The 22,329-nt window shown below is 61.2% G+C and carries 18 protein-coding genes; 14 read left to right on the forward strand and 4 right to left on the reverse strand.

What is annotated here, in order from left to right; genetic code table 11:
- Window positions 1-64 precede the first annotated feature (64 nt).
- Window positions 65-1,120 carry a biotin synthase BioB gene (gene bioB / locus D8U70_RS11635; protein ID WP_016772860.1) on the reverse strand — a complete coding sequence of 352 codons (1,056 nt, stop codon included), beginning with the start codon at window positions 1,118-1,120 and terminating at the stop codon, window positions 65-67.
- Between the two features lie 91 nt (window positions 1,121-1,211).
- On the opposite strand from bioB, the gene D8U70_RS11640 reads away from it, so the two are divergent.
- The 5 genes from D8U70_RS11640 to rarD all read left to right on the forward strand — a co-directional run bounded on the left by D8U70_RS11640 (window position 1,212) and on the right by rarD (window position 7,089).
- Window positions 1,212-1,946 (forward strand): ComF family protein, encoded by a 735-nt coding sequence (locus D8U70_RS11640; protein WP_130928925.1) that lies wholly within the window; start codon window positions 1,212-1,214, stop codon window positions 1,944-1,946.
- A 185-nt stretch (window positions 1,947-2,131) separates the two neighbouring features.
- Complete coding sequence (locus D8U70_RS11645) at window positions 2,132-2,896, forward strand: TOBE domain-containing protein (RefSeq protein WP_073476512.1); 765 nt, start codon at window positions 2,132-2,134, stop codon at window positions 2,894-2,896.
- A gap of 70 nt (window positions 2,897-2,966) precedes the next feature.
- A complete protein-coding gene (locus D8U70_RS11650; protein ID WP_024014570.1) occupies window positions 2,967-4,868 on the forward strand; it encodes a PhoX family phosphatase in 1,902 nt (633 codons plus the stop codon).
- 164 nt (window positions 4,869-5,032) lie between these two features.
- Window positions 5,033-6,007 carry a serine/threonine protein kinase gene (locus tag D8U70_RS11655; RefSeq protein ID WP_039757662.1) on the forward strand — a complete coding sequence of 325 codons (975 nt, stop codon included), beginning with the start codon at window positions 5,033-5,035 and terminating at the stop codon, window positions 6,005-6,007.
- A gap of 194 nt (window positions 6,008-6,201) precedes the next feature.
- Window positions 6,202-7,089 (forward strand): EamA family transporter RarD, encoded by an 888-nt coding sequence (gene rarD / locus D8U70_RS11660; protein WP_122603156.1) that lies wholly within the window; start codon window positions 6,202-6,204, stop codon window positions 7,087-7,089.
- 223 nt (window positions 7,090-7,312) lie between these two features.
- Here rarD and D8U70_RS11665 read toward each other — a convergent pair whose 3' ends face one another.
- Window positions 7,313-7,831, reverse strand: a complete 519-nt coding sequence (locus tag D8U70_RS11665) for a glycine cleavage system protein R (protein WP_130928926.1) — start codon at window positions 7,829-7,831, stop codon at window positions 7,313-7,315.
- A 623-nt stretch (window positions 7,832-8,454) separates the two neighbouring features.
- On the opposite strand from D8U70_RS11665, the gene D8U70_RS11670 reads away from it, so the two are divergent.
- Window positions 8,455-10,632: a malate synthase G gene (locus D8U70_RS11670; RefSeq protein WP_130928927.1), complete on the forward strand. Its 2,178-nt coding sequence runs from the start codon at window positions 8,455-8,457 to the stop codon at window positions 10,630-10,632.
- Window positions 10,633-10,758: 126 nt separating this feature from the next.
- On the opposite strand, the gene D8U70_RS11675 is transcribed toward D8U70_RS11670, so the two are convergent.
- Window positions 10,759-11,205, reverse strand: coding sequence for a response regulator (locus tag D8U70_RS11675; protein WP_016772851.1), 447 nt, complete (start codon window positions 11,203-11,205; stop codon window positions 10,759-10,761).
- Window positions 11,206-11,460: 255 nt separating this feature from the next.
- Here D8U70_RS11675 and D8U70_RS11680 point away from each other — a divergent pair, with 255 nt between their 5' ends.
- The 8 genes from D8U70_RS11680 to D8U70_RS11720 all read left to right on the forward strand — a co-directional run bounded on the left by D8U70_RS11680 (window position 11,461) and on the right by D8U70_RS11720 (window position 20,672).
- A complete protein-coding gene (locus D8U70_RS11680; protein WP_306662997.1) occupies window positions 11,461-13,395 on the forward strand; it encodes a putative nucleotidyltransferase substrate binding domain-containing protein in 1,935 nt (644 codons plus the stop codon).
- Window positions 13,392-14,099 (forward strand): 3'-5' exonuclease, encoded by a 708-nt coding sequence (locus D8U70_RS11685; RefSeq protein WP_130928928.1) that lies wholly within the window; start codon window positions 13,392-13,394, stop codon window positions 14,097-14,099. The genes D8U70_RS11680 and D8U70_RS11685 overlap by 4 nt, the downstream gene beginning before the upstream one ends.
- Window positions 14,100-14,445: 346 nt before the next feature.
- The gene (locus tag D8U70_RS11695; RefSeq protein WP_241664653.1) at window positions 14,446-14,922 is read left to right on the forward strand and encodes an RNA polymerase sigma factor; all 477 of its coding nucleotides are present in this window, start codon (window positions 14,446-14,448) and stop codon (window positions 14,920-14,922) included.
- Window positions 14,919-15,893 (forward strand): FecR family protein, encoded by a 975-nt coding sequence (locus D8U70_RS11700; protein ID WP_130928930.1) that lies wholly within the window; start codon window positions 14,919-14,921, stop codon window positions 15,891-15,893. Before D8U70_RS11695 ends, D8U70_RS11700 begins: the two co-directional genes overlap by 4 nt.
- Before the next feature lie 179 nt (window positions 15,894-16,072).
- Entirely contained in the window at window positions 16,073-18,499 is a 2,427-nt protein-coding gene (locus D8U70_RS11705; protein ID WP_130928931.1) for a TonB-dependent siderophore receptor, read from the forward strand.
- Between the two features lie 74 nt (window positions 18,500-18,573).
- Window positions 18,574-19,704, forward strand: a complete 1,131-nt coding sequence (locus D8U70_RS11710; protein ID WP_130928932.1) for a PepSY-associated TM helix domain-containing protein — start codon at window positions 18,574-18,576, stop codon at window positions 19,702-19,704.
- Complete coding sequence (locus tag D8U70_RS11715) at window positions 19,701-19,880, forward strand: hypothetical protein (RefSeq protein ID WP_016772844.1); 180 nt, start codon at window positions 19,701-19,703, stop codon at window positions 19,878-19,880. The genes D8U70_RS11710 and D8U70_RS11715 overlap by 4 nt, the downstream gene beginning before the upstream one ends.
- Before the next feature lie 162 nt (window positions 19,881-20,042).
- Window positions 20,043-20,672: a glutathione S-transferase gene (locus D8U70_RS11720; RefSeq protein ID WP_130928933.1), complete on the forward strand. Its 630-nt coding sequence runs from the start codon at window positions 20,043-20,045 to the stop codon at window positions 20,670-20,672.
- Window positions 20,673-20,853: 181 nt separating this feature from the next.
- Here the strand turns inward: D8U70_RS11720 and creD are convergent, their stop codons facing one another.
- Window positions 20,854-22,221 (reverse strand): cell envelope integrity protein CreD, encoded by a 1,368-nt coding sequence (creD, locus tag D8U70_RS11730; RefSeq protein WP_122881843.1) that lies wholly within the window; start codon window positions 22,219-22,221, stop codon window positions 20,854-20,856.
- Window positions 22,222-22,329 lie beyond the last annotated feature (108 nt).

A 22,329-nucleotide genomic window follows, 5' to 3' on the forward strand; every position in this document is an offset into this window, starting at 1 on the left:
CTTTCGCGAGCAGGCCCGCTCCCACAGGGGTTTTGCATTCCTTCAGAGCAATCCGCGCGGTTTTTTACACCGCAGCGTTATAGAACTGCTCGCTACTCTTCTGCTCCACCAGTGCCTGCTCGATCGCAGCTTGATGAACCTCATCGGAATGCTCTTCGCGAGCTTCCGGCTGGATACCGAGGCGCGCGAACAATTGCATGTCCTTGTCCGCCTGCGGGTTGGCGGTGGTGAGCAATTTGTCGCCGTAGAAAATCGAGTTGGCGCCGGCGAAAAATGCCAGGGCCTGCATCTGCTCGTTCATCGCTTCGCGACCGGCGGACAGACGTACGTGAGATTGCGGCATGAGGATGCGCGCCACGGCGAGCATGCGGATGAAGTCGAACGGGTCGATGTCTTCGGCGTTTTCCAGCGGCGTGCCGGCGACTTTTACCAGCATGTTGATTGGCACCGACTCCGGGTGCTCCGGCAGGTTGGCCAGCTGGATCAGCAGATTGGCGCGATCGTCCAGCGATTCGCCCATGCCGAGAATGCCGCCGGAGCAGATTTTCATCCCCGACTCACGCACGTAAGCCAGCGTCTGCAGACGTTCGCTGTAAGTGCGGGTGGTGATGATGCTGCCGTAGAACTCCGGCGAGGTGTCGAGGTTGTGGTTGTAGTAATCGAGACCGGCCTTGGCCAGCGCCTCGGTCTGCTCCTGATCGAGACGTCCGAGGGTCATGCAGGTTTCCAGGCCCAAGGCTTTCACCCCTTCAACCATCTTCAACACATACGGCATGTCTTTGGCCGACGGATGTTTCCACGCCGCGCCCATGCAGAATCGCGTCGAACCAATGGCTTTGGCGCGGGCCGCTTCTTCGAGGACCTTCTGCACTTCCATCAGTTTTTCTTTTTCCAGACCGGTGTTGTAGTGCCCGGACTGCGGGCAGTACTTGCAGTCTTCCGGGCAGGCGCCGGTCTTGATCGACAGCAGTGTCGAGACCTGCACGCGGTTGGCGTTGAAATGTGCGCGGTGCACCGTTTGCGCCTGGAACAGCAAGTCGTTGAATGGCTGTACGAAGAGTGCTTTGACTTCGGCCAGAGACCAATCGTGACGCAGGGTGGCGGTGGTGCTCGCGCTCATGGGCAATTCCTTGGTTATGCTTGGCTGGCGCCGGGGAAAATGGAATATCCACAGGCGCTACACGGATGTTCGGCATATTTAAGGAAGAGCGATGCGCTGTCAACCGCAATACCAGGGACAGGTTTACATCTGTTTAAAAAACGTACAGACCTGTTTGCTGTGCGATGAGCCCGTAGAAGCACAAATGCCAATGTGCGAGGCCTGCGAAACCGAATTGCCCTGGCTCGGCAGTCATTGTCAGAGCTGCGCTTTGCCGCTGGCGGCGGATGGCCTGACTTGCGGCGAGTGCCTGCTAGAGCCTCCGGCCTTCGAACAGGTTGCCGTGCCCTGGGTTTATGGCTTCCCCGTGGACAGTCTGATTACACGCTTTAAACACAACGCAAAATGGCCGTTTGGTCACCTGCTCGCCGACGTTCTCGGCCAATACCTGCAGCATCGCTTCGCCGAGGACCTGCCGCGCCCCGATGTGCTGCTACCGGTACCACTGGCGAATAAACGCCTGCGTCGGCGAGGATTCAATCAGGCGGCGATGCTCGCGCGCTGGTTGAGTGTGTCGCTGGATTTGCCGTGTGAAGAACAGGTGCTGCGGCGAGTCATCGACACCGACGCCCAACAGGATCTCGACGCCAAGGCGCGCAAACGCAATTTGCGCAATGCCTTTGCGCTGGCGCCTGATGCAGAGGTAAGCGGCCGCCATTTCGCGCTGGTGGATGATGTTCTGACCACGGGCGCGACCGCTCAGACACTGGCGCGGTTGTTGATGAATGCAGGTGCGGCGCGGGTTGATGTGTATTGCCTGGCCCGGACGCCGAAGCCCGGTACCTGAAGCGAATACAGTTCTCATGTGCGAGCGAGCCTGCTGGCGAATGGGCGCCACATTCAACAAAGCTGTTGTTGGTCCAACCGCTTTCGCGAGCAGGCTCGCTCCCACAGGGGCTCGGCGTCAGGCTTGACTCGCGCGTTGCAAGTGGCCAACGTCCCTCTCATCGCCCGAGCCAGAAGCGTTCTGCCATGTCCCTGCCCACCCTGCTCTCCCAGCACATCGTCCGCCGCCCGCAGCGCATTGCCCTGCTGCAACACATCGCCGAACAGGGCTCGATCACCCGTGCGGCGAAAAGCGCGGGGCTCAGTTACAAGGCGGCATGGGATGCGATTGATGAATTGAACAATCTGGCGCAGAAGCCCTTGGTCGAGCGCGTGGTGGGCGGCAAGGGTGGTGGCGGGGCCAGACTGTCCAGCGAGGGCGAGCGGGTGCTGCGCCTGTATCAGAAATTGCAGGCGTTGCAGGCGCAGGTGCTGGAAGCGGCGGAAGACGCCAGTGATCTCGACCTGCTTGGGCGGCTGATGCTCAGGACCAGCGCGCGCAATCAGTTGCATGGCACGGTCGCGGCCATTCAGGCGCAGGGGCGCAACGATCTGATCCGCCTCGAACTGGCAGAAGGCATTGCTCTGGAGGCACAGATCACCCACGACAGCACCGTGCATCTGGAATTGCAGATCGGTACCGAAGTCATGGCGCTGATCAAGGCTGGCTGGCTTGATTTGCTCGGTGCCGATCAGCCGGCCACGCCCGGACACAATGTCCTGCGCGGCACCATCGAAGCCATCCTCGATGCTGAGGACGGTCCCAGCGAGGTGCGCATTTCCCTGCCCAACGGCCAGACACTTTGTGCCTTGGCCGAACCGCTGCACTTGCGCAACCAGCAACTCGCCGTGGGGTCTGCGGTGCAGGTGCAATGTGCGCCGTCCAACGTGCTGATCGGCACGCCGCTCTGATTTGTCCTTGCCACAAAAGCGTCATCGACCCGCATTAAGGTGTTGCCCATAACCAAGCAGGGAGCCTGATGTGAGCCTATTAGAAGAAAACCAATCCACTGATCTGGAAAAAATGGTCGGCCTCAGCCGTCGCGGTTTCATCAGCGCCGGTGCCTTGTGCGGCGCGGCGATGTTCCTCGGCGGCAACCTGCTGAGCCGCAGCGTCATGGCCGCCAGCGTCAGCGCCGGCAACAGCCGCCTGCTCGGTTTCGAGAGCATTCCTGCGGCGACCACCGACGCCATCAGCCTGCCCAAGGGCTACAAGTCTTCGGTGCTGATCAGTTGGGGCCAGCCGTTGCACAAGAACGGCCCGGCCTTCGATCCGAGCGGTAACGGCACCGCTGCCGCACAGGAAGTGCAGTTCGGCGACAACAATGACGGCATGAGCCTGTTCGCCTTCCCGGACGACAAGAACCGCGCGCTGATGGCGATCAACAACGAATACACCAACTATCGCTACCTGTATCCGCATGGCGGCATGCCGCAGTCGGCTGAAGACGTGCGCAAGGCATTGGCCTGCGAAGGCGTGTCGGTGATCGAAGTGCAGCGCAAGAACGGCCAGTGGCAATTCGTCCAGGGCTCGCGCTACAACCGTCGGATTCACGGTAACTCGCCGCTGCGCATCAGCGGTCCGGCCCGCGGCCACGACTTGATGAAAACCGCTGCCGACAAGCACGGTAAGAAAGTCCTCGGCACCTTCCAGAACTGCGCCAACGGCAAGACACCCTGGGGCACCTACCTGACCTGCGAAGAAAACTTCACCGACTGCTTCGGCAGCAGCAACGCCCAGCAGCAGTTCGATGCCGCGCAAAAGCGCTACGGCGTTGTCGCCAGCAGCAAAGACATCAACTGGCACCCGCACGACCCGCGCTTCGACATGGCCAAGAACCCCAACGAGCTCAACCGTCACGGCTGGGTGGTCGAGATCGACCCATTCGATCCGCAATCGACTCCGGTCAAACGCACCGCGCTGGGCCGCTTCAAACATGAAAACGCCGCACTGGCCGAGACCGACGATGGTCGCGCTGTGGTGTACATGGGCGATGACGAGCGTGGCGAGTTCATTTACAAATTCGTCAGCCGTGATCGCATCAACCATCGCAATCAGAAGGCTAACCGCGACATCCTCGATCACGGCACGTTGTATGTGGCCAAATTCGATGCCGGCGACGGCAACCCTGATCACCCGAAAGGCCAGGGCCAGTGGATCGAGCTGACCCACGGCAAGAACGGCATCGACGCCAGCAGCGGGTTTGCCGATCAGGCAGAAGTGCTGATCCACGCGCGCCTTGCCGCCAGCGTGGTTGGCGCAACACGCATGGACCGCCCGGAGTGGATCGTCGTCAGTCCCAAGGACGGCCAGGTTTATTGCACCCTGACCAACAACGCCAAGCGCGGTGAAGACGGGCAACCGGTGGGCGGTCCAAACCCGCGCGAGAAGAACGTTTACGGGCAGATTCTGCGCTGGCGTACCGACCGCAACGATCACGCCTCGAAGACGTTTGCCTGGGATCTGTTTGTGGTCGCCGGCAACCCGGGCGTGCATGCCGGGACGCCGAAAGGTGGCTCATCCAACATCACCCCGCAGAACATGTTCAACAGCCCCGACGGTCTGGGTTTCGACAAGGCCGGACGCCTGTGGATTCTCACCGACGGCGACTCGAGCAACGCTGGCGACTTCGCCGGGATGGGCAACAACCAGATGCTCTGCGCCGATCCTGCGACCGGTGAAATTCGCCGTTTCATGGTCGGGCCGGTGGGTTGCGAAGTGACCGGGATCAGCTTCTCGCCGGATCAGAAAACCCTGTTTGTCGGGATTCAGCATCCCGGCGAGAACGGCGGTTCGACCTTCCCCGAGCATCTGCCCAATGGCAAGCCAAGGTCTTCGGTGATGGCGATTACTCGCGAGGATGGTGGGATCGTCGGCGCCTGATAAACCGCTCTCGCGAGCAGGCTCGCTCCCACAGGGAATAGCATTCCAAGGTGGGAGCGAGCCTGCTCGCGAAGAGGCCCGGGCAGACACCAACACCCTGCGCGCCGCCATCTGCGCTACCATGCCGAGCCGGACGCAGCAGCCTGCTGCGCGCAGGAGTCAGCATGGCCCACCCGTTTGAAACCCTCACCCCCGATCTCGTCCTGGATGCCGTTGAAAGCATCGGTTTCCTCAGCGATGCGCGCATTCTGGCGCTCAACAGCTACGAAAACCGTGTGTATCAGGTCGGCATTGAAGACTCCGAGCCGCTGATTGCCAAGTTCTATCGTCCGCAGCGCTGGACCAACGAAGCCATCCTCGAAGAGCACCAGTTCACTTTCGAACTGGCCGACATCGACATCCCGGTGGTGGCGCCGCTGATCCATAACGGCGAAACCCTGCATGAGCACGCCGGTTTTCGCTTCACGCTTTTCCCGCGTCGTGGTGGTCGGGCGCCAGAGCCGGGCAATCTTGATCAACTGTATCGCCTCGGCCAGTTGCTCGGGCGCATGCATGCGGTGGGCGGCACCAAGCCGTTCGAACACCGCGAAGCCCTCGCCGTGCAGAACTTCGGCCATGCCTCGCTGAACACCCTGCTCGAAGGCAATTTCATTCCCAAGAGTTTGCTGCCGGCGTACGAGTCGGTTGCCCGCGACCTGCTCAAACGCGTCGAAGACGTCTACGCAGCCACGCCTCACCAGAACATCCGCATGCACGGTGACTGCCACCCCGGCAACATGATGTGCCGCGACGAGATGTTCCACATCGTCGACCTCGACGACTGCCGCATGGGCCCGGCGGTGCAGGACATCTGGATGATGCTCGCCGGCGATCGCCAGGAATGTCTCGGGCAGTTGTCGGAATTGATGGACGGCTACAACGAATTCCATGATTTCGACCCGCGCGAGCTGGCGCTGATCGAACCGTTGCGCGCCTTGCGCCTGATGCACTACAGCGCCTGGCTGGCGCGGCGCTGGGACGACCCGGCGTTCCCGCACAGCTTTCCGTGGTTTGGCACGGAGCGGTATTGGGGCGACCAGGTGCTGGCATTGCGTGAGCAGTTGGCGGCACTGAATGAAGAACCGCTGAAACTCTTCTGATTCAAACCTGAAACCTGTGGGAGCGAGCCTGCTCGCGATAGCGGACGGACATTCAACTTTGATGTTGGCTGACCCGTCGCTATCGCGAGCAGGCTCACTCCTACATTTGTCCGGTGTTCACAAATTCACAACTCACTTGCAGACAAATCTCCTTACAATCCCTCCTTTGTCAGCTGCCTGAGCAAGGATTCTGCATGCAAGCCGCCAACCCGCGTCGCGGGTACATTCTGGGCCTGAGCGCCTACATCATCTGGGGCCTGTTCCCGATCTATTTCAAAGCCATTGCCGAAGTCCCGGCCGTCGAGATCATCATCCACCGGGTGCTGTGGTCGGCGCTGTTCGGTGCGTTGCTGCTGATGGTGTGGAAACACCCGGGCTGGCTGCGCGAGTTGCTCGACAATCCCAAGCGCCTGGCGATTCTGGCCCTGAGCGGCACGCTGATCGCGGCCAACTGGCTGACCTATGTCTGGTCGGTGAACAACGGCCGCATGCTCGAGGCGAGTCTGGGTTACTACATCAATCCGCTGGTCAACGTGCTGTTGGGCATGGTGATCCTTGGCGAGCGGCTGCGGCGCATGCAATGGGTTGCGGTCGGTCTCGCGGCCATCGGCGTAGCGCAGCAGGTGTGGCAGGTCGGCAGCTTGCCGTGGGTGTCGCTGGCGCTGGCGCTGACCTTCGGTTTCTACGGCCTGATCCGCAAGCAGGCGCCAGTCAAAGCGCTACCAGGGCTGGTAGTGGAAACCTGGATGCTGGTGCCGATTGCGATCGCGTGGTTGCTGTTCAATCAGACTGCGACGAGTGTGCAGCCGGCTTTCTGGACCACCTCCGAAGCCTGGTGGCTGGTGGCTGCCGGGCCGGTGACGCTGGTGCCGCTGGTGTGTTTCAACGCCGCCACCCGCCACTTGCCCTACACCACTATCGGCTTCCTGCAATACATCGCGCCGACGCTGGTGTTGCTGCAAGCCGTGCTGCTGTTTGGCGAGCATTTGTCGTCCAGCACGCTGGTTGCGTTCATGTTTATCTGGGCCGGTCTGGCGGTCTACAGCGTCGATGCGTGGATAAGTCTGCGCCGGCGCACCTGATCAAAAAACGCACAAACCTCCACAGGCCACGGTTACCGTGGCCTGCATCGTTCCTTCCCAAGCTTATCCACAGCGTGATCCCCGCCGTTTGTGCGCAAGTCACTGAATGTTGGCGGTTTTTTGATCAACCTGCGCAAAGCCACGGCCGGCGTGGCTTGGCGGTCTGTCTCTACAGGTTATCCACAGGCAGGTGCACGTTAAACCTGAATAACCCTGTCTGCGCTTAAACCTCTGTGCGTAACACCAATTCGACCATCAGATCATCGGCCAGGGTTTCCAGGCGCGCCTGCAGCACATCCAGTGACAACGTCAGTGGCACCGCCAGAATCGCCTCGGCGTGAAACAGCGGCTCGCTGCTCATCGGCGCCGGGCGCACCTCGGTTACCAGCCGCTCCAGGTTTACGCCCTGCTCGCTCAATAGCCGAGTGATATCGCGGACGATACCCGGTCGGTCATTCCCGACCAGTTCCATAGCGATCGGTTTCCACGTGCAGGACTGCTCCACTCCGCTTTCGGCAATCAGTACCCGAATGCCATTGGCCGACAGCGCTTGCAGGGCATCGACCAGTTCGTCGTAAGCCTCCGCCGGCACGCCCACGCGCAGAATCCCGGCGAACTGCCCGGCCATGCGTGACATGCGGCTTTCCAGCCAGTTGCCGCCGTGCTCGGCGATGCATTGGGCGATGCGCTCGACCTGCCCGGGCTTGTCCGGGGCGAAAACGGTGAGTACGAGATGGTCCATGGCGCAGCCCTCTTGTCATGACTTTTGTTATCGAAGGGCAAGTATAGGCAAGCGGATTGATTCAGCCTGACCCAGTGTTGGCAGATGATGACCTGTGGCGAGGGGATTTATCCCCGTCCGGCTGCGCAGCAGTCGTGAGTCCTGCCAATTGGGTCTGCCAGCCGGACCGCAGGGGGCGGCTTCGCCACCCAACGGGGATAAATCCCCTCGCCACAAATCGTTACACCCAAATTGCTCCTTAGCAGGCCCACAGTAATTATGTGTACAACTTTCGATATTTAGCTGGAACAATCCAATGCTTTTTTGAGAACATCCGGTTCCGCGACGTGACCGCAATGCGTCATGAGGTCGCAGAACGACGTAATTAGTCTGATTTTCACAAGCGCAACTCATCATGTAGTATGCCGCAGCGCGCACTACATAACGCTGGATCGATGTCTGCCCAAGGCCCTTCGCAACCCTGAAAGCCCCGTCAGCAAGGCCTCCAAGCCGTTGATTGGTCCTAGCCCAGCCGCCAGTAATGGCATGTACTGGTCCGCAGGTTTGTGGTTTAAATGGCCGGAAGCTTCATTGTTAAATTGACGAGCTGAAAAGCGAAATAGCTGAGCAGAGTGAGGCAAGCAATGACTGAACACGTTCAAGTCGGTGGCCTGCAGGTCGCCAAAGTCCTGTTCGACTTCGTGAACAACGAAGCCATTCCCGGTACCGGCCTCACCGCCGAACAATTCTGGGAAGGTGCCGACAAGGTCATTCACGACCTGGCGCCGAAGAACAAAGCCCTACTCGCCAAACGCGATGACTTCCAGGCGCGCATCGATGCCTGGCATCAGCAGCATGCCGGCCAGGCGCACAACGCCGTGGCCTACAAAGCTTTCCTGCAAGAGATCGGTTATCTGCTGCCAGAAGCAGCTGATTTCCAGGCGACGACGCAAAACGTCGACGATGAAATCGCCCGCACCGCCGGCCCGCAACTGGTCGTGCCAGTAATGAATGCGCGCTTTGCGCTCAACGCCTCGAACGCCCGCTGGGGCTCGCTGTACGACGCCCTCTACGGCACCGACGCGATCAGCGAAGACGGCGGCGCGGAAAAAGGCAAAGGCTACAACAAGGTGCGTGGCGACAAAGTCATCGCTTTCGCCCGTGCTTTCCTCGACGAAGCCGCACCACTGGCCGCCGGCTCCCACGTCGATTCGACCGGCTACAAAATCGCTGACGGCAAACTGGTCGTCACTCTGAAGGGCGGCAGCAACAGCGGCCTGCGCGATGACGCTCAGTTGATCGGTTTCCAGGGTGACGCCAATGCACCGATCGCCGTTCTGCTCAAGCACAACGGCCTGCACTTCGAAATCCAGATCGATGCCAGCACCCCGGTCGGCCAGACCGATGCCGCCGGGGTCAAAGACATCCTCATGGAAGCGGCGCTGACGACGATCATGGACTGCGAAGACTCCGTGGCCGCCGTCGATGCCGACGACAAAGTGGTGATCTACCGCAACTGGCTCGGCCTGATGAAGGGCGACCTGTCGGAAGAGGTCGCCAAGGGCGGCCAGACCTTCACCCGCACCATGAACCCGGATCGCACCTACACCGCGCCCAACGGCGGTGAAGTGACCCTGCACGGTCGTTCGCTGTTGTTCGTGCGCAACGTCGGCCACCTGATGACCATCGATGCGATCCTCGACAGCCAAGGCAACGAAGTACCGGAAGGTATCCTCGATGGTCTGGTGACCTGTCTGGCGGCAATGCACAACCTCAACGGCAACACCTCGCGGCGCAACACCCGCACCGGTTCGGTGTACATCGTCAAACCGAAGATGCACGGCCCGGAAGAAGCGGCGTTCACCAACGAGCTGTTCGGGCGTATCGAAGATGTTCTGCGCTTGCCGCGCAACACCCTGAAAGTCGGGATCATGGACGAGGAGCGCCGCACCACGGTCAACCTCAAGGCCTGCATCAAGGCGGCCAGCGAGCGTGTGGTGTTCATCAACACCGGTTTCCTCGACCGCACAGGCGACGAAATCCACACCTCCATGGAAGCCGGCCCAGTGGTGCGCAAGGCTGACATGAAGGCCGAGAAGTGGATCGGCGCCTACGAAAACTGGAACGTCGACATCGGTCTGAGCACTGGCCTGCAAGGTCGTGCGCAAATCGGTAAAGGCATGTGGGCGATGCCGGATCTGATGGCAGCGATGCTCGAACAGAAAATCGCCCACCCACTGGCCGGCGCCAACACTGCCTGGGTCCCTTCTCCAACCGCCGCTGCGCTGCACGCGCTGCACTACCACAAGGTTGACGTGTTTGCGCGTCAGGCTGAACTGGCCAAACGTGCGCGCGCCTCGGTGGACGACATCCTGACCATTCCATTGGCAGTGAACCCAAGCTGGACGCCAGAGCAGATCAAGAACGAACTGGACAACAATGCCCAGGGCATTCTCGGTTACGTGGTGCGCTGGATCGACCAGGGTGTCGGTTGCTCGAAAGTGCCGGACATCAACGACGTCGGCCTGATGGAAGACCGTGCGACGCTGCGGATCTCCAGCCAGCACATCGCCAACTGGCTGCGCCACGGTATCGTCAGCCAAGAGCAAGTGATGGAAAGCCTCAAGCGCATGGCGCCGGTGGTTGACCGCCAGAACGCCAACGACCCACTGTATCGCCCGCTGGCACCGGACTTCGACAGCAACATCGCCTTCCAGGCGGCGGTCGAACTGGTCATCGAAGGCACCAAGCAACCGAACGGCTACACCGAGCCGGTGCTGCACCGTCGTCGTCGCGAGTTCAAGGCCAAGAATGGTCTGTGACTTGAGTTGATGGTTGGAATGAAAAAGGCCCTGATCGAGAGATCAGGGCCTTTTTGTTTTTGAGGTGGATTGATCGTTCCCACGCTCTGCGTGGGAACGATCATCTGCTGGGCGGCGAAATATGTCTTAAGGTTCTATGCCCAATTCGTGTTTCACCAACTCAAGCAACTTCCCCGTATCAATCGGCTTGAGCAGAAAATCCACCACGCTCAAGTGCATCGCTTCGATCGCATCTTTCACGTCGGCATCGCCGGAGACGATGATGATCGGCATCGCTGCCCGTACCGATTCACGCACCTGGCGAATCAGCTCCAGGCCATCGACATTGCCCATGCGCAGGTCGGTAATCACCAGACCGATCGAAGGCTTTTCATCGAGCATTTTCAGCGCGGTTTCACCGCTGGCTGCGGTCATGCAGCGAATGCCGTCCAGCGCGAGAATCTCCGACAACAGCTCGCGGGCGTCCTTGTCGTCGTCGACGATCAGAACACGCTGCGGCGGCAGATCAGGTTCGAGCATCACTGCGCTGAGCGCTTCCCGCTCGGCGTCGCTCAAAATATCGTGGTCGGACATGGCGCTCTCTAAATGTTCAAACAATCCCTGGCAAGTCGTCAGACATCACCGGACAGCGCTTCAATGTGCACTTCGTCGGAATTTTTTCCAAGTGGCTAGCGCAAGCTTTTCCGAGCTTTTGCGTAGGTTATTTCCGAAAATCGGCCAATGGTGGCAAAACCTAGACTTACGTCCAATGGGCACCCTGCCCGCCGGGGTCGACCATGGTCGCAACGATCCGACAACAACAATTCGAAAAAGACTGCGGTAATGGTTATGAGCAAAGCGGACGCCTTCACCCAGGCAGGGAAAACCGCGGTGTTGCAGAACATTCAGGGCACCCTGCAATTCCTCCAGCGCTTCCCGCCCTTCAATCAGATGGAACATGCCCACCTCGCCTATCTGGTGGAGCAATGTCAGCTGCGTTTTTTTGCCCAGGGCGAGAGCATCATCAAACCGGCCGACGGCCCGGTGGAACACTTTCATATCGTCAAACAGGGTCGGGTGGTCGGCGAACGCCAGCACATCACCAAGCCCGGCACCGAGACCACCTTCGAAATCACCACCGGCGAATGCTTTCCGCTGGCGGCGCTGCTCGGTGAGCGCGCCACACGCACCGAACATCTGGCGGGCGAAGACACCTTCTGCCTGCAACTGAACAAACTGGCGTTCATCAAACTGTTCGCCCTTTCCAGCGCCTTCCGCGATTTCGCCTTGCGTGGGGTGAGCAGCCTGCTCGATCAGGTCAACCAGCAAGTCCAGCAAAAAGCCGTGGAGACCCTCGGCACCCAATACTCGCTGAACACTCGTCTCGGTGAACTCGCGATGCGCCATCCGGTGACTTGCAGCGCCGAGACGCCGCTGCGTGAAGCGGTGAAGCTGATGCACGAGCAACAGGTCGGCAGCATCGTCGCGGTGGATGAGCACAAGGCGCCGCTGGGGATTTTCACCCTGCGCGATTTGCGCCATGTGGTCGCCGAAGGTGTCGGCGATTTCAGCGACGCCATCGAACAGCACATGACTCGATCACCGTTTTATCTGTCGCCGGATCACAGTGCCTTCGATGCGGCGATCGCCATGACCGAGCGGCACATTGCTCACGTCTGCCTGGTCAAGGATCAACGCTTGTGTGGCGTGGTGTCCGAGCGTGACCTGTTCTCCCTGCAACGGGTCGATCTGGTGCACCTGGCCCGAACCATCCGCAGCGCGCAACGGGTCGAACAACTGGTGACCTTGCGCGGTGAGATCGGCCAACTGGTCGAGCGCATGCTCGCCCACGGCGCGTCGTCGACGCAGATCACTCACATCATCACCCTGCTCAACGATCATACGGTGTGTCGGGTCATTGAACTGACCCTCGCCGAAAAGGGCGACCCGGGTGTGCCGTTCAGTTGGCTGTGTTTCGGCAGCGAGGGTCGACGCGAGCAGACGCTGCACACCGACCAAGACAACGGCATCCTGTTCGATGCTCGCGATGCGGCGCACGCAGCAGAAATACGCGGCAAGCTGCTGCCGATTGCCCAGCAGATCAACCAGAGCCTGGCGCAGTGCGGTTTCACTCTGTGCAAGGGCAACATCATGGCCGGCAATCCCGAGCTGTGTCTGTCGCGGGCCGAATGGGCACGACGCTTCGCGGCGTTCATCCGCGAAGCCACGCCGGAGAACCTGCTGGGCTCGAGCATTTATTTCGACCTGCGCGTGGTCTGGGGCGATGAGCAAGGCTGCGAGCAATTGCGCCGGGGCATTCTCGATCAGGTCGCCGACAACCGTTTGTTCCAGCGCATGCTGGCCGAGAACGCGCTGCGCAATCGCCCTCCCGTTGGGCGCTTCCGTGAATTCGTGCTGGCCCGCAAGAACGGCGAGAAAGCCACGCTGGATCTGAAGATCCAGGGCCTGACGCCGTTCGTGGACGGCGCCCGTCTGCTGGCGCTGGCCAATGGCATTGACGCCAACAACACCCTCGAACGCTTTCGCCAACTGGTCGATAAAGAGGTCATCGAGCCGCTCGACGGCGCGGCGTATGAAGAGGCCTATCACTTCATTCAACAAACGCGGATGCAGCAGCATCAGTTGCAAACCCGGGAAAATCAGCCGTACTCCAACCGCGTGGATCCCGACAGCCTCAATCATCTCGACCGACGTATCCTGCGCGAATCCCTGCGCCAGGCGCAGCGCCTGCAAAGCAGCCTGACCTTGCGGTATCAGCTATGAGCCTGTTCTCCTGGCTACGCCCGGCCAGCCCCGTGGTGTCGGCGGACTTGCAGCAGCGGCTGGCAAAGCTGCCGGCGCTTGCCGAGCTGAGCGAATGCAGCCTGCGCGAGCAGCGCTGGGTGGTGCTGGACCTGGAAACCACCGGCCTGAATATGAGCAAGGATCGGGTCCTGTCGATCGGCGCGGTGGTGATCGAGGACGGCGCGATCGATTTCCGTCAGCAGTTCGAGCGCACGCTGCAATGCCGCGAATTGAAGCTCAGCCCCAGCGTGCTGATTCATGGCTTGGGGCCGAATGCGATTGCCGCAGGCAGCGACCCGGCGCAAGCGTTGCTGGAGTTGCTGGAGTTCATCGGCGACAGCCCGGTGCTGGCGTTTCATGCGCCGTTCGATCAGCACATGCTCGGGCGCGCAGTGAAGGAGCACTTGGGGCACAAGCTGCAACATGTGTTTCTGGATGTGGCGGATATCGCGCCGTTTCTGTGTCCGCAGGCGCAGATCCGCGAGGCGGGGCTGGATGAGTGGATCGAGTGGTTCCGGCTCGAAGTGTTCGAGCGGCATAACGCGAGTGCCGATGCGCTGGCCACGGCGGAGTTGGCATTGATTCTGTTCAGCCGGGCGCGGGCGCAGCAGATTTACAGTCCGTTGCAGTTGCAGCAGCGGTTGAGCCAGTGGAAGCGCAGGCAGCAGGCGCCGTCCTTTTAGAATCATTCAGATCAAAAGCCCCTCACCCCAGCCCTCTCCCGGAGGGAGAGGGAGCCGATCGTGGTGTCTGAAGCCTTATATCGACCTGAAAGACCGAGTCGATTGAGGAATCGCTGAAAATCGTTCAGGTCGGTGTACCTCCAGAATATCCCCCGATCAGTCCCCTCTCCCTCCGGGAGAGGGCTAGGGTGAGGGGCTGCCCTTGATTCATCACCTGACCAGTGGCCAATTGCTAACCATTCCCACCTCTGCCAGAATCGCGAACTATTCTCGTTAGTTAACACTTCCCAATCGGTGATGTCCGGTGTCGTCAGTGCCCAACCCCCACAGTGAGCTCGTCGGTGCGATGTATCGCGACCATCGCGGTTGGCTGCTGGCGTGGTTGCGGCGCAATGTGGCGTGTCCGCAGCGTGCCGAAGACCTGAGCCAGGACACGTTCGTGCGCCTGCTCAACCGCGACGAACTGCTGACGCCGCGCGAACCTCGGGCGTTTCTGGTGGCGATCGCCAAAGGCCTGTTGTTCGACTACTTCCGCCGCGCCGCGCTGGAACAGGCCTACCTCACCGAACTGATGCTGATGCCCGAAAACGAACAGCCGTCGGTGGAAGAACAGCAAATGATCCTCGACGACCTAAAGGCCATCGACCGTCTGCTCGGCAAGCTGTCGACCAAGGCTCGTGCGGCCTTCCTGTATAACCGCCTCGACGGCCTCAGCCACGGCGAAATCGCCGCCAGACTCGGCGTCTCGGTGCCGCGCGTGCGGCAGTATCTGGCCCAAGGCCTGCGCCAGTGTTACATCGCCCTTTACGGTGAGCCGACATGACCGCGGCCAGTTCGCGGCCCGTGCCGGCGCATGTGCTGGACGCGGCGATTGCCTGGCAATTGACCCTCGATTCGAGCACCGCACTGGAGCGCGAGGAATTCGCCAAGTGGCACGCGGCACATGAAGAACATGCCCGCGCCTGGCGCCAGTTGGGCATGCTCGATCAGCGCTTCAGCGTCGCCAAGGGCCCGGCCCGAAGTGCGTTGCTGCAATCGCGCGAAGGCATCCGTCGTCGCATGCGCAAACTCGGCAGTGGGCTGGCCAGTGTCGTGGTAATCATCGGGCTCGGGCTGTTTGTCAGTGAGCGCTACCTGCCGCTGGATTACTGGCTCGCCGATCAGCGCACCGCCACCGGTGAACAGCGCACCGTGCGCCTGTCCGACGGCACTCTGCTCAACCTCAATACCCACAGCGCGGTCGACGTACGCTTCGATGACGAACGCCGCTTGATCGTGTTGCAGGAAGGCGAAATTCTCGTCGAGACCGGGCATGGCGACGCGCGGCCGTTTATCGTCGAAACCCGCGAGGGCAGCATGCGTGCGCTGGGCACGCGGTTTCTGGTCAAGCGCGAGAACGATGGCACACGCCTGAGCGTGTTGCAGTCAGCGGTGGCGGCACATGCCCAGGCCAACCCGCAAGAACAGATTCTGCGCGAAGGCCAGCAGGTGTTGCTGCGCAGTGACGGGCTGGGCTCGATTGCCGCCCTCGCCCCCGGCGCCGATGCCTGGACGCGCGGCATGCTGGTGGTGGACAACGCACGGCTGGGCGATCTGGTGCACGAGTTGGGGCGCTATCGTCGCGGGCATCTGGGCGTGGCGCCGGAAGTGGCCGATCTGCGCATTACCGGCAGCTTTCCGTTGCATGACACCGACAAGGCACTGAGTGCATTGCTGCCGACTCTGCCAGTGCAGATCGAGCGGCATACGCCGTATTGGGTCACCGTGGCGAAGGCGGAGCCCTCCGCCCCTTGACATGATCGTTCCCACGCGGAGCGTGGGAACGATCAATGTGGGAGCGAGCCTGCTCGCGAAGGCGCCATCAGCCGCACAACCATTTCCTGCAAAAAAGAATTTCCACCCAGCCCTATCACTTTTCCAATCTCGTCCGGCACACAGGCAATTGAGAAATATTTCCATTCAGGAGCCGCCGTATGTCCCGTTCGCCAGACACCTTGTTGCGCCCCAGTCTGCTGGCTTTTGCCATCGCTTTCGGCACGCCGCTGATCAGCAGCCCGTTGCTCGCCGCTGAGCAAGCGTCCAGCGTGCGCGCCTACGACCTGCCGGCGGCGCCGCTGTCGACCACCCTGAACCAGATCGCCAGCCAGGGCGGCCTCGCCCTGTCGCTCAATCCTGCGCTGGCCGCCGGCAAGACCTCGGCGCCGGTCAACGGCCAGTACGACGCCGCCGGTGCCCTGCGCGCGGCTTTGCGCGGCACCGGTCTGCAGCTGGAACAGAGCAGCGCCGGCACTTACACCCTGGTGGCCGTGCCGGAAGGCACGCTGGCCCTGCCGGAAACTTCGGTCATCGGCGTGGAAAACTTCGAAAGCGCCTGGGGCCCGGTCGAAGGCTACACCGCGACCCGCACCGCCGCCGGCACCAAGACCGACACTGCGCTGGTCGAAGCACCGCGTTCGATTTCGGTGGCGACCCGCCAGCAAATGGACGACCGCAGCGTGCACAGCCTCGATGACGCCGTGCGCTACATGCCGGGCATCACCGCCAGCAGCTACGGCAGCGACACCCGTGCCGACTGGCTGCGCGTGCGCGGTTTCGAACCGACCCAGTTCCTCGATGGCCTGCCGCTGCCAAAAGGCGTGTACGCCAATCCGAAACAGGAAACCTGGAACCTCGACCGCCTCGCCCTGCTGCGTGGCCCGGCCTCGTCGGTGTACGGCCAGACCCCGCCGGGCGGTTTGCTCGACATGGTCAGCCGCCGTCCGAGCGCGGAGGCCAGCAGCGAAATCCAGCTGCAATACGGCAGCGACAATCACCGCCAGATTAACTTCGCCAGCACCGGCAAGATCGATGAGGCCGGGCAGTTTCTCTATGGCCTCAGCGGCGTGGTGCGCGACAGCGGCACCCAGGTCGATCACGTCGACAACAAGCGCTACAACATCGCGCCGAGCCTGACCTGGAACATCGATGACGACACCAAACTCACTCTGCTGAGCCAGTTCACCCGCGACGACACCGGCATCACCAGCCAGTTTCTGCCCATTCAGGGCACCAAAATCAAATCGCCGCTCGGTGATATTTCCCATCACAAGAATCTCGGCGATCCGGATTGGGAATACTACGACCGCACCTACTACGCGTTGGGTTATGCCTTCGAACATCGGTTGAACGATGTCTGGCAGTTCAAACAGAACCTGCGCTACACCAAGTCGGACCTGTCGTTCCAGTCGCTGACACCCGGTTCCTACCCGTTTACCACCGTGGATGCAGAGGGCAACGTCGGCCGCACCAGCACCAGCGTCGACGAAGACATCAGCCAGTTTGCCGTGGACAACAACTTCCAGGCCGACTTCGCCACCGGTGAGGTTCGCCACACCTTGCTGCTGGGTCTGGATCACCAGCGCAGCAACACCAACTACACCTCGATCTTTGGCGATGGCCTGCAAACCAACGTCATCAACCCGATCTTCGGCCAGCCGATCGTACGTCCAGCGCGCTCCACGGCGTTTTACGACTACAACCAGAAGACCTACCAGACCGGCCTCTATGTGCAGGACCAAATGGCCCTCGATCAGTGGCGCCTGACCCTCGGCGGCCGTGAAGACTGGGTGCACACCAGCACTGAATTCTTCAACAAGGGCGATGCGACCAACACCCAGCGTGACAAGAAATTCAGCGGCAACGCGGCGCTCAGCTACGTCTTCGATAACGGCTTCGTGCCGTACCTGTCCTACGCCGAATCCTTCCAGCCGACCACCGGCGCCGATGCCACCTCGACCGGCTCGCTCAAGCCAACCGAAGGCAAGCAGTGGGAACTGGGCATCAAATACCAGCCTCCGGGCAGCAAGACCCTGCTGACCGCCGCCGTGTATGACCTGACCCAGAAGAACGTCGCGGTGAACACCTTCGTCAACAACGTTTCGGTGACCAGCCAGACCGGCGAAGTGAAGGTCAAAGGCCTGGAGCTCGAAGCGGTGTCGGATGTGACCGACAACCTCAAAGTCATCGCCGCCTACACCCTGGCCAAGTCCGAAGTGCAGAAAGGCATCGACAAGGGCAATCGTCTGCAACTGATGCCCAACCAACAAGCCTCGCTGTGGACCGACTACACCTGGCACGCCGGCGTGCTCGACGGTTTCGGTATCGGTGCCGGCGTGCGCTACACCGGCAACACCTACGGCGACAAGGCCAACACCTGGCTGGGCAAGGCCGATGCCTATACCGTGTTCGACGCCAGCGTGCATTATGATCTCGGCCGTCTGGACAACAGTCTCAAAGGTGCATCGCTGGCGGTGAACGCGACCAACCTGTTCGACAAGGACTACATTTCCACCTGCGACAGCTTCTACTGCTACTACGGCGACCAGCGCAGTGTCGTCGCCAGCGCCACTTACAAGTGGTAAGCCAGTGAGCTGAAACAGGCCCTGTTCCCAGGCCGTCCGCACCGGGCGGCTTTGGTGTTTTTGAAGGTCATGCAATGAAAAGTAAAACCATCCGCCGCTGGTCGTTCATCCACACCTGGACCAGCCTGATCTGCACCGTGTTTCTGCTGATGCTGGCGCTGACCGGTCTGCCGCTGATTTTCAGCCACGAGATTGATCACGCGCTGGGCAACGCCCCGGAACTGCGCGAGATGCCGGCCGACACGCCGCAACTCGATCTGCAGCAACTGGTCGATGCCGCGCAGAAACATCGCCCGGGCGAAGTCATGCAGTACTTCGGTTATGACGACGAAGAGCCGAACGCGGCATTCGCGATCATGGCCAGGACGGCCGACACCGAGCCGAACTCTTCGCACACCTTCATGCTCGATGCGCGCACTGGCGAAGCGCTGGAAACCCCTTCGGCCAACGGTGGCTTGATGCTGTTCATCCTGCGCCTGCACGTCGACATGTTCGCCGGGCTGCCGGGCAAGCTGCTGCTGGCGTTCATGGGTCTGTTGTTTGTCGTGGCGATCGTGTCCGGCACGGTGCTGTACCTGCCGTTCATGCGCCGCTTGAAATTCGGCACCGTGCGCCAGGACAAATCGACAAGACTGCGCTGGCTCGACCTGCACAACCTGATCGGCGTCGTCACTTTGACCTGGTGCCTGGTGGTGGGCGTGACCGGGGTGATCAGCGCCTGCGCCGACCTGCTCATCGCCGCCTGGCGCAACGACGCGTTGACCACGCTGATCGCGCCGTATCGCGATGCGCCGCCGCTGACCCAACTGGCGCCGGCTACGCGGTTGCTCGACATCGCCGAAGAAGTCGCACCGGGGATGAAGCCGGATTTCATCGCCTTCCCCGGCACGCGCTTTTCCAGCGAGCACCATTACTCGGTATTCATGAAGGGCGGCACGCACCTGACTTCGCACCTGCTGACGCCGGTGCTGATCGACGCCACGTCCTTGCAGGTCACCGCCGTGGCGGAACGGCCGTGGTACATGGACGCCATGGGCATGTCGCAGCCGCTGCACTTTGGTGACTACGGCGGCATGCCGATGAAGATTCTCTGGGCAACCCTGGATGTGCTGACAATCATTGTGTTGGCCAGTGGCGTTTATCTTTGGGTAGTGCGGCGCAAGGCGGCCAAGCCTGTTCTGGAACCGGCGGAGGCCTCGGCATGAAGCCGCGTCAGTCGAGTTTCTGGAAGGTTTTCAGCACACCGATCGTGATCGCCCTGCTCAGTGCGGCGGGGCTGTTTGCGGCGTTGCTGGGGGATGGAATCTGGGATGCGTTGAGCTGGGTCGGGCTTGGCGTGCCGGCATTTCTGGCGATAAGAGGTTTTCTGCCGCGAAGCTGAGAATCCCTTGTGGGAGCGAGCCTGCTCGCGAAAGCGCCCTCACATTCAACATCAAAGTCGACTGTCACGACGCCTTCGCGAGCAGGCTCGCTCCCACATGGGTTCTGCGCCGGACGCGAGCAGGCTATGCTGCCCGATCATTGTCCTGATCGAGACCTTGCCATGTCCGCCCCCAGCATGACCCTGTACCACAACACCCTGTCGCCCTTCGTCCGCAAGGTCATGGTGCTGCTGCACGAAACCGGTCAGCAGGATCGTGTCGCGCTGCAGGACTGTGTGCTCAGCCCGGTCAGCCCGAACCCGGAGCTGATCGCCGACAACCCGTTGAGCAAAATCCCCGCCCTGCGCCTGGCCGATGGCAATGTCATCCATGACAGCCGCGTCATCCTCGAGTACCTCGACCAGCAGCACGTCGGCAATCCGCTGATCCCCCGTGAAGGTGCGGCGCGCTGGCGGCGCCTGACCCTGGCGTCGATGGCTGACGGGATCATGGATGCCTCGGTGATGGTGCGTTATGAAACCGTCCTGCGCCCGGTGGAAAAACACTGGGACGAATGGCTCGACGCCCAGCGCGACAAGATCCGCCGCGCCCTCGCTGTACTGGAAAACGAAGCGATTGCCGAGCTGACCAGCCATTTCGACGTCGCGGCGATCAGCGTGGCCTGCGCTTTGGGCTATCTGGATCTGCGCTTCCCGGACATGGACTGGCGTGCAGCCAATCCGCAACTGGCCAACTGGTATTTCGAGGTGAGTCAGCGACCGTCCATGGTGGCGACGATGCCCAAGCCTTAGATCTGGGCTGCCTGTTCCGGCCTCTTCGCGAGCAGGCTCGCTCCCACAGTTGACCACATTCCAATGTGGGAGCGAGCTTGCTCGCGAATGCACCAACTCGGTTTCGGAGGTAGTGACGCAATAAGCAGCGTCACCAAAACCTCCGCTTCCCGCTGTTCCTCGCGTAACCCAAGCCACCCGCTCATTGCATCGCCTCCACGTCAAACTCCAGCGGCCTGGCCGGCTTCAAACCAATCCCGTACCAGTCCAGTTTGCGCGTGAGCACCATGAACACGCCGAGCAGACCGAACAGCATCAGCGAGCCCATCAGCAGCGCGTAGTCCTCGGCACTGAGCAAGCCGTACAGCAAGCCATACAGCGCCGCCAGCCCGGCCGAGAAGCTCAAGCCATGCCGCGCGCTGCGCAGGACGTGGCTGACATAGAAGCCGATCAGCAACACGCAGCCACTCGCCGACAACAGATACGCCAGCGCAAAACCGATGTGTTCCGACAGCGACAACAGCAGCAGGTAAAAGAACGCCAGCGCAACACCGACCAGGGCATATTGCACCGGGTGCACCGCTAGGCTCTTGAGCACTTCGAAGAGGAAGAAACCGGCGAAGGTCAGGACGATGAACAGCAGCGCGTATTTGATCGCCCGGTCGCTCTTCAGGTACTGATCCACCGGGTCGATGAAGCTGACGCCGAAGCTGCGGCCGTTGAGTGCATCACAGTCGCCAGCGACGCAGCGCTCCATCGCCTCTTGCAGGTTGGTGGAGAAAAACGAGGTTTGCCAGTCGGCGCTGAAACCCTGATCGTTGATCTCGCGCTTGGCCGGCAGGAAGTTGCCGACGAAGCTGGGGTGCGGCCAATTGGCGGCGAGGCTGACGCTGCTGGTCTTGCCCACCGGCACCACCCGCAGCGAGCCGGTGCCTTGCAGGCGCAGGTCGAAACCGAAGGTCAGTTGCGTGGCTTTGCTGGCGTCCAGTGCCGGTAGCGTCACGTGTACGCCCTCACCGATCCAGGCCACTTCGCTGCCGGGCACGAAGTCCAGTTGCTGGCCGCCGAGCTCGAGTTTCAGCGCGTTTTCGATGCCGCGAATATCGCTGATACCGACGGCAAGGAACGGCGCGTCGAATTGGTAATCGGCAAAATTCTCCTTGATGCCCAACTGCGCCGGCAGGGAAAAATGCCCATCGATGCGGTTGTCGGCGTGGAACAGTCGCGCCTCGTAAATGCCGCGTTTGCGCAGTTCGGTTTGTACTTGCCCGTCGAGCTCGAAACGCTCCGGCAGAAAGTACAGACGCCCGCGCGCTTCGCTGACTTCTTCGTAGCGCTTGTTGGTTTTCTCGTTGGTTTTCCAGGTGCGCACCACCTTGCGATACGGCACTACCATCACCGGCCCGGTCAGTTGCTGGCTGTAACTGGAGCTGCGCGCGATGTCTTCGAGCACACCGTCGCGCAGTTGCTGACGCTCATCGATGATGCCGTCGATCATCAGCAAGGGGATCAGCAACAGCAGGATCAGCAAGGCGATCGCGCCGAGTTTGATGGTCAGATTCTTGTTCATGGGACTCTCCCTGTTTGGATGGGGGGAGTCTGCTGATGCGGTGTGGTGGCAGTGTGGTGGGAATATGGAGATTGTGTGGAGAATGCACTCCCCTGTGGGAGCGAGCCT

The sequence above is a fragment of the Pseudomonas sp. Sample_20 genome (assembly GCF_004307585.1).
Lineage (GTDB): Bacteria > Pseudomonadota > Gammaproteobacteria > Pseudomonadales > Pseudomonadaceae > Aquipseudomonas > Aquipseudomonas atacamensis.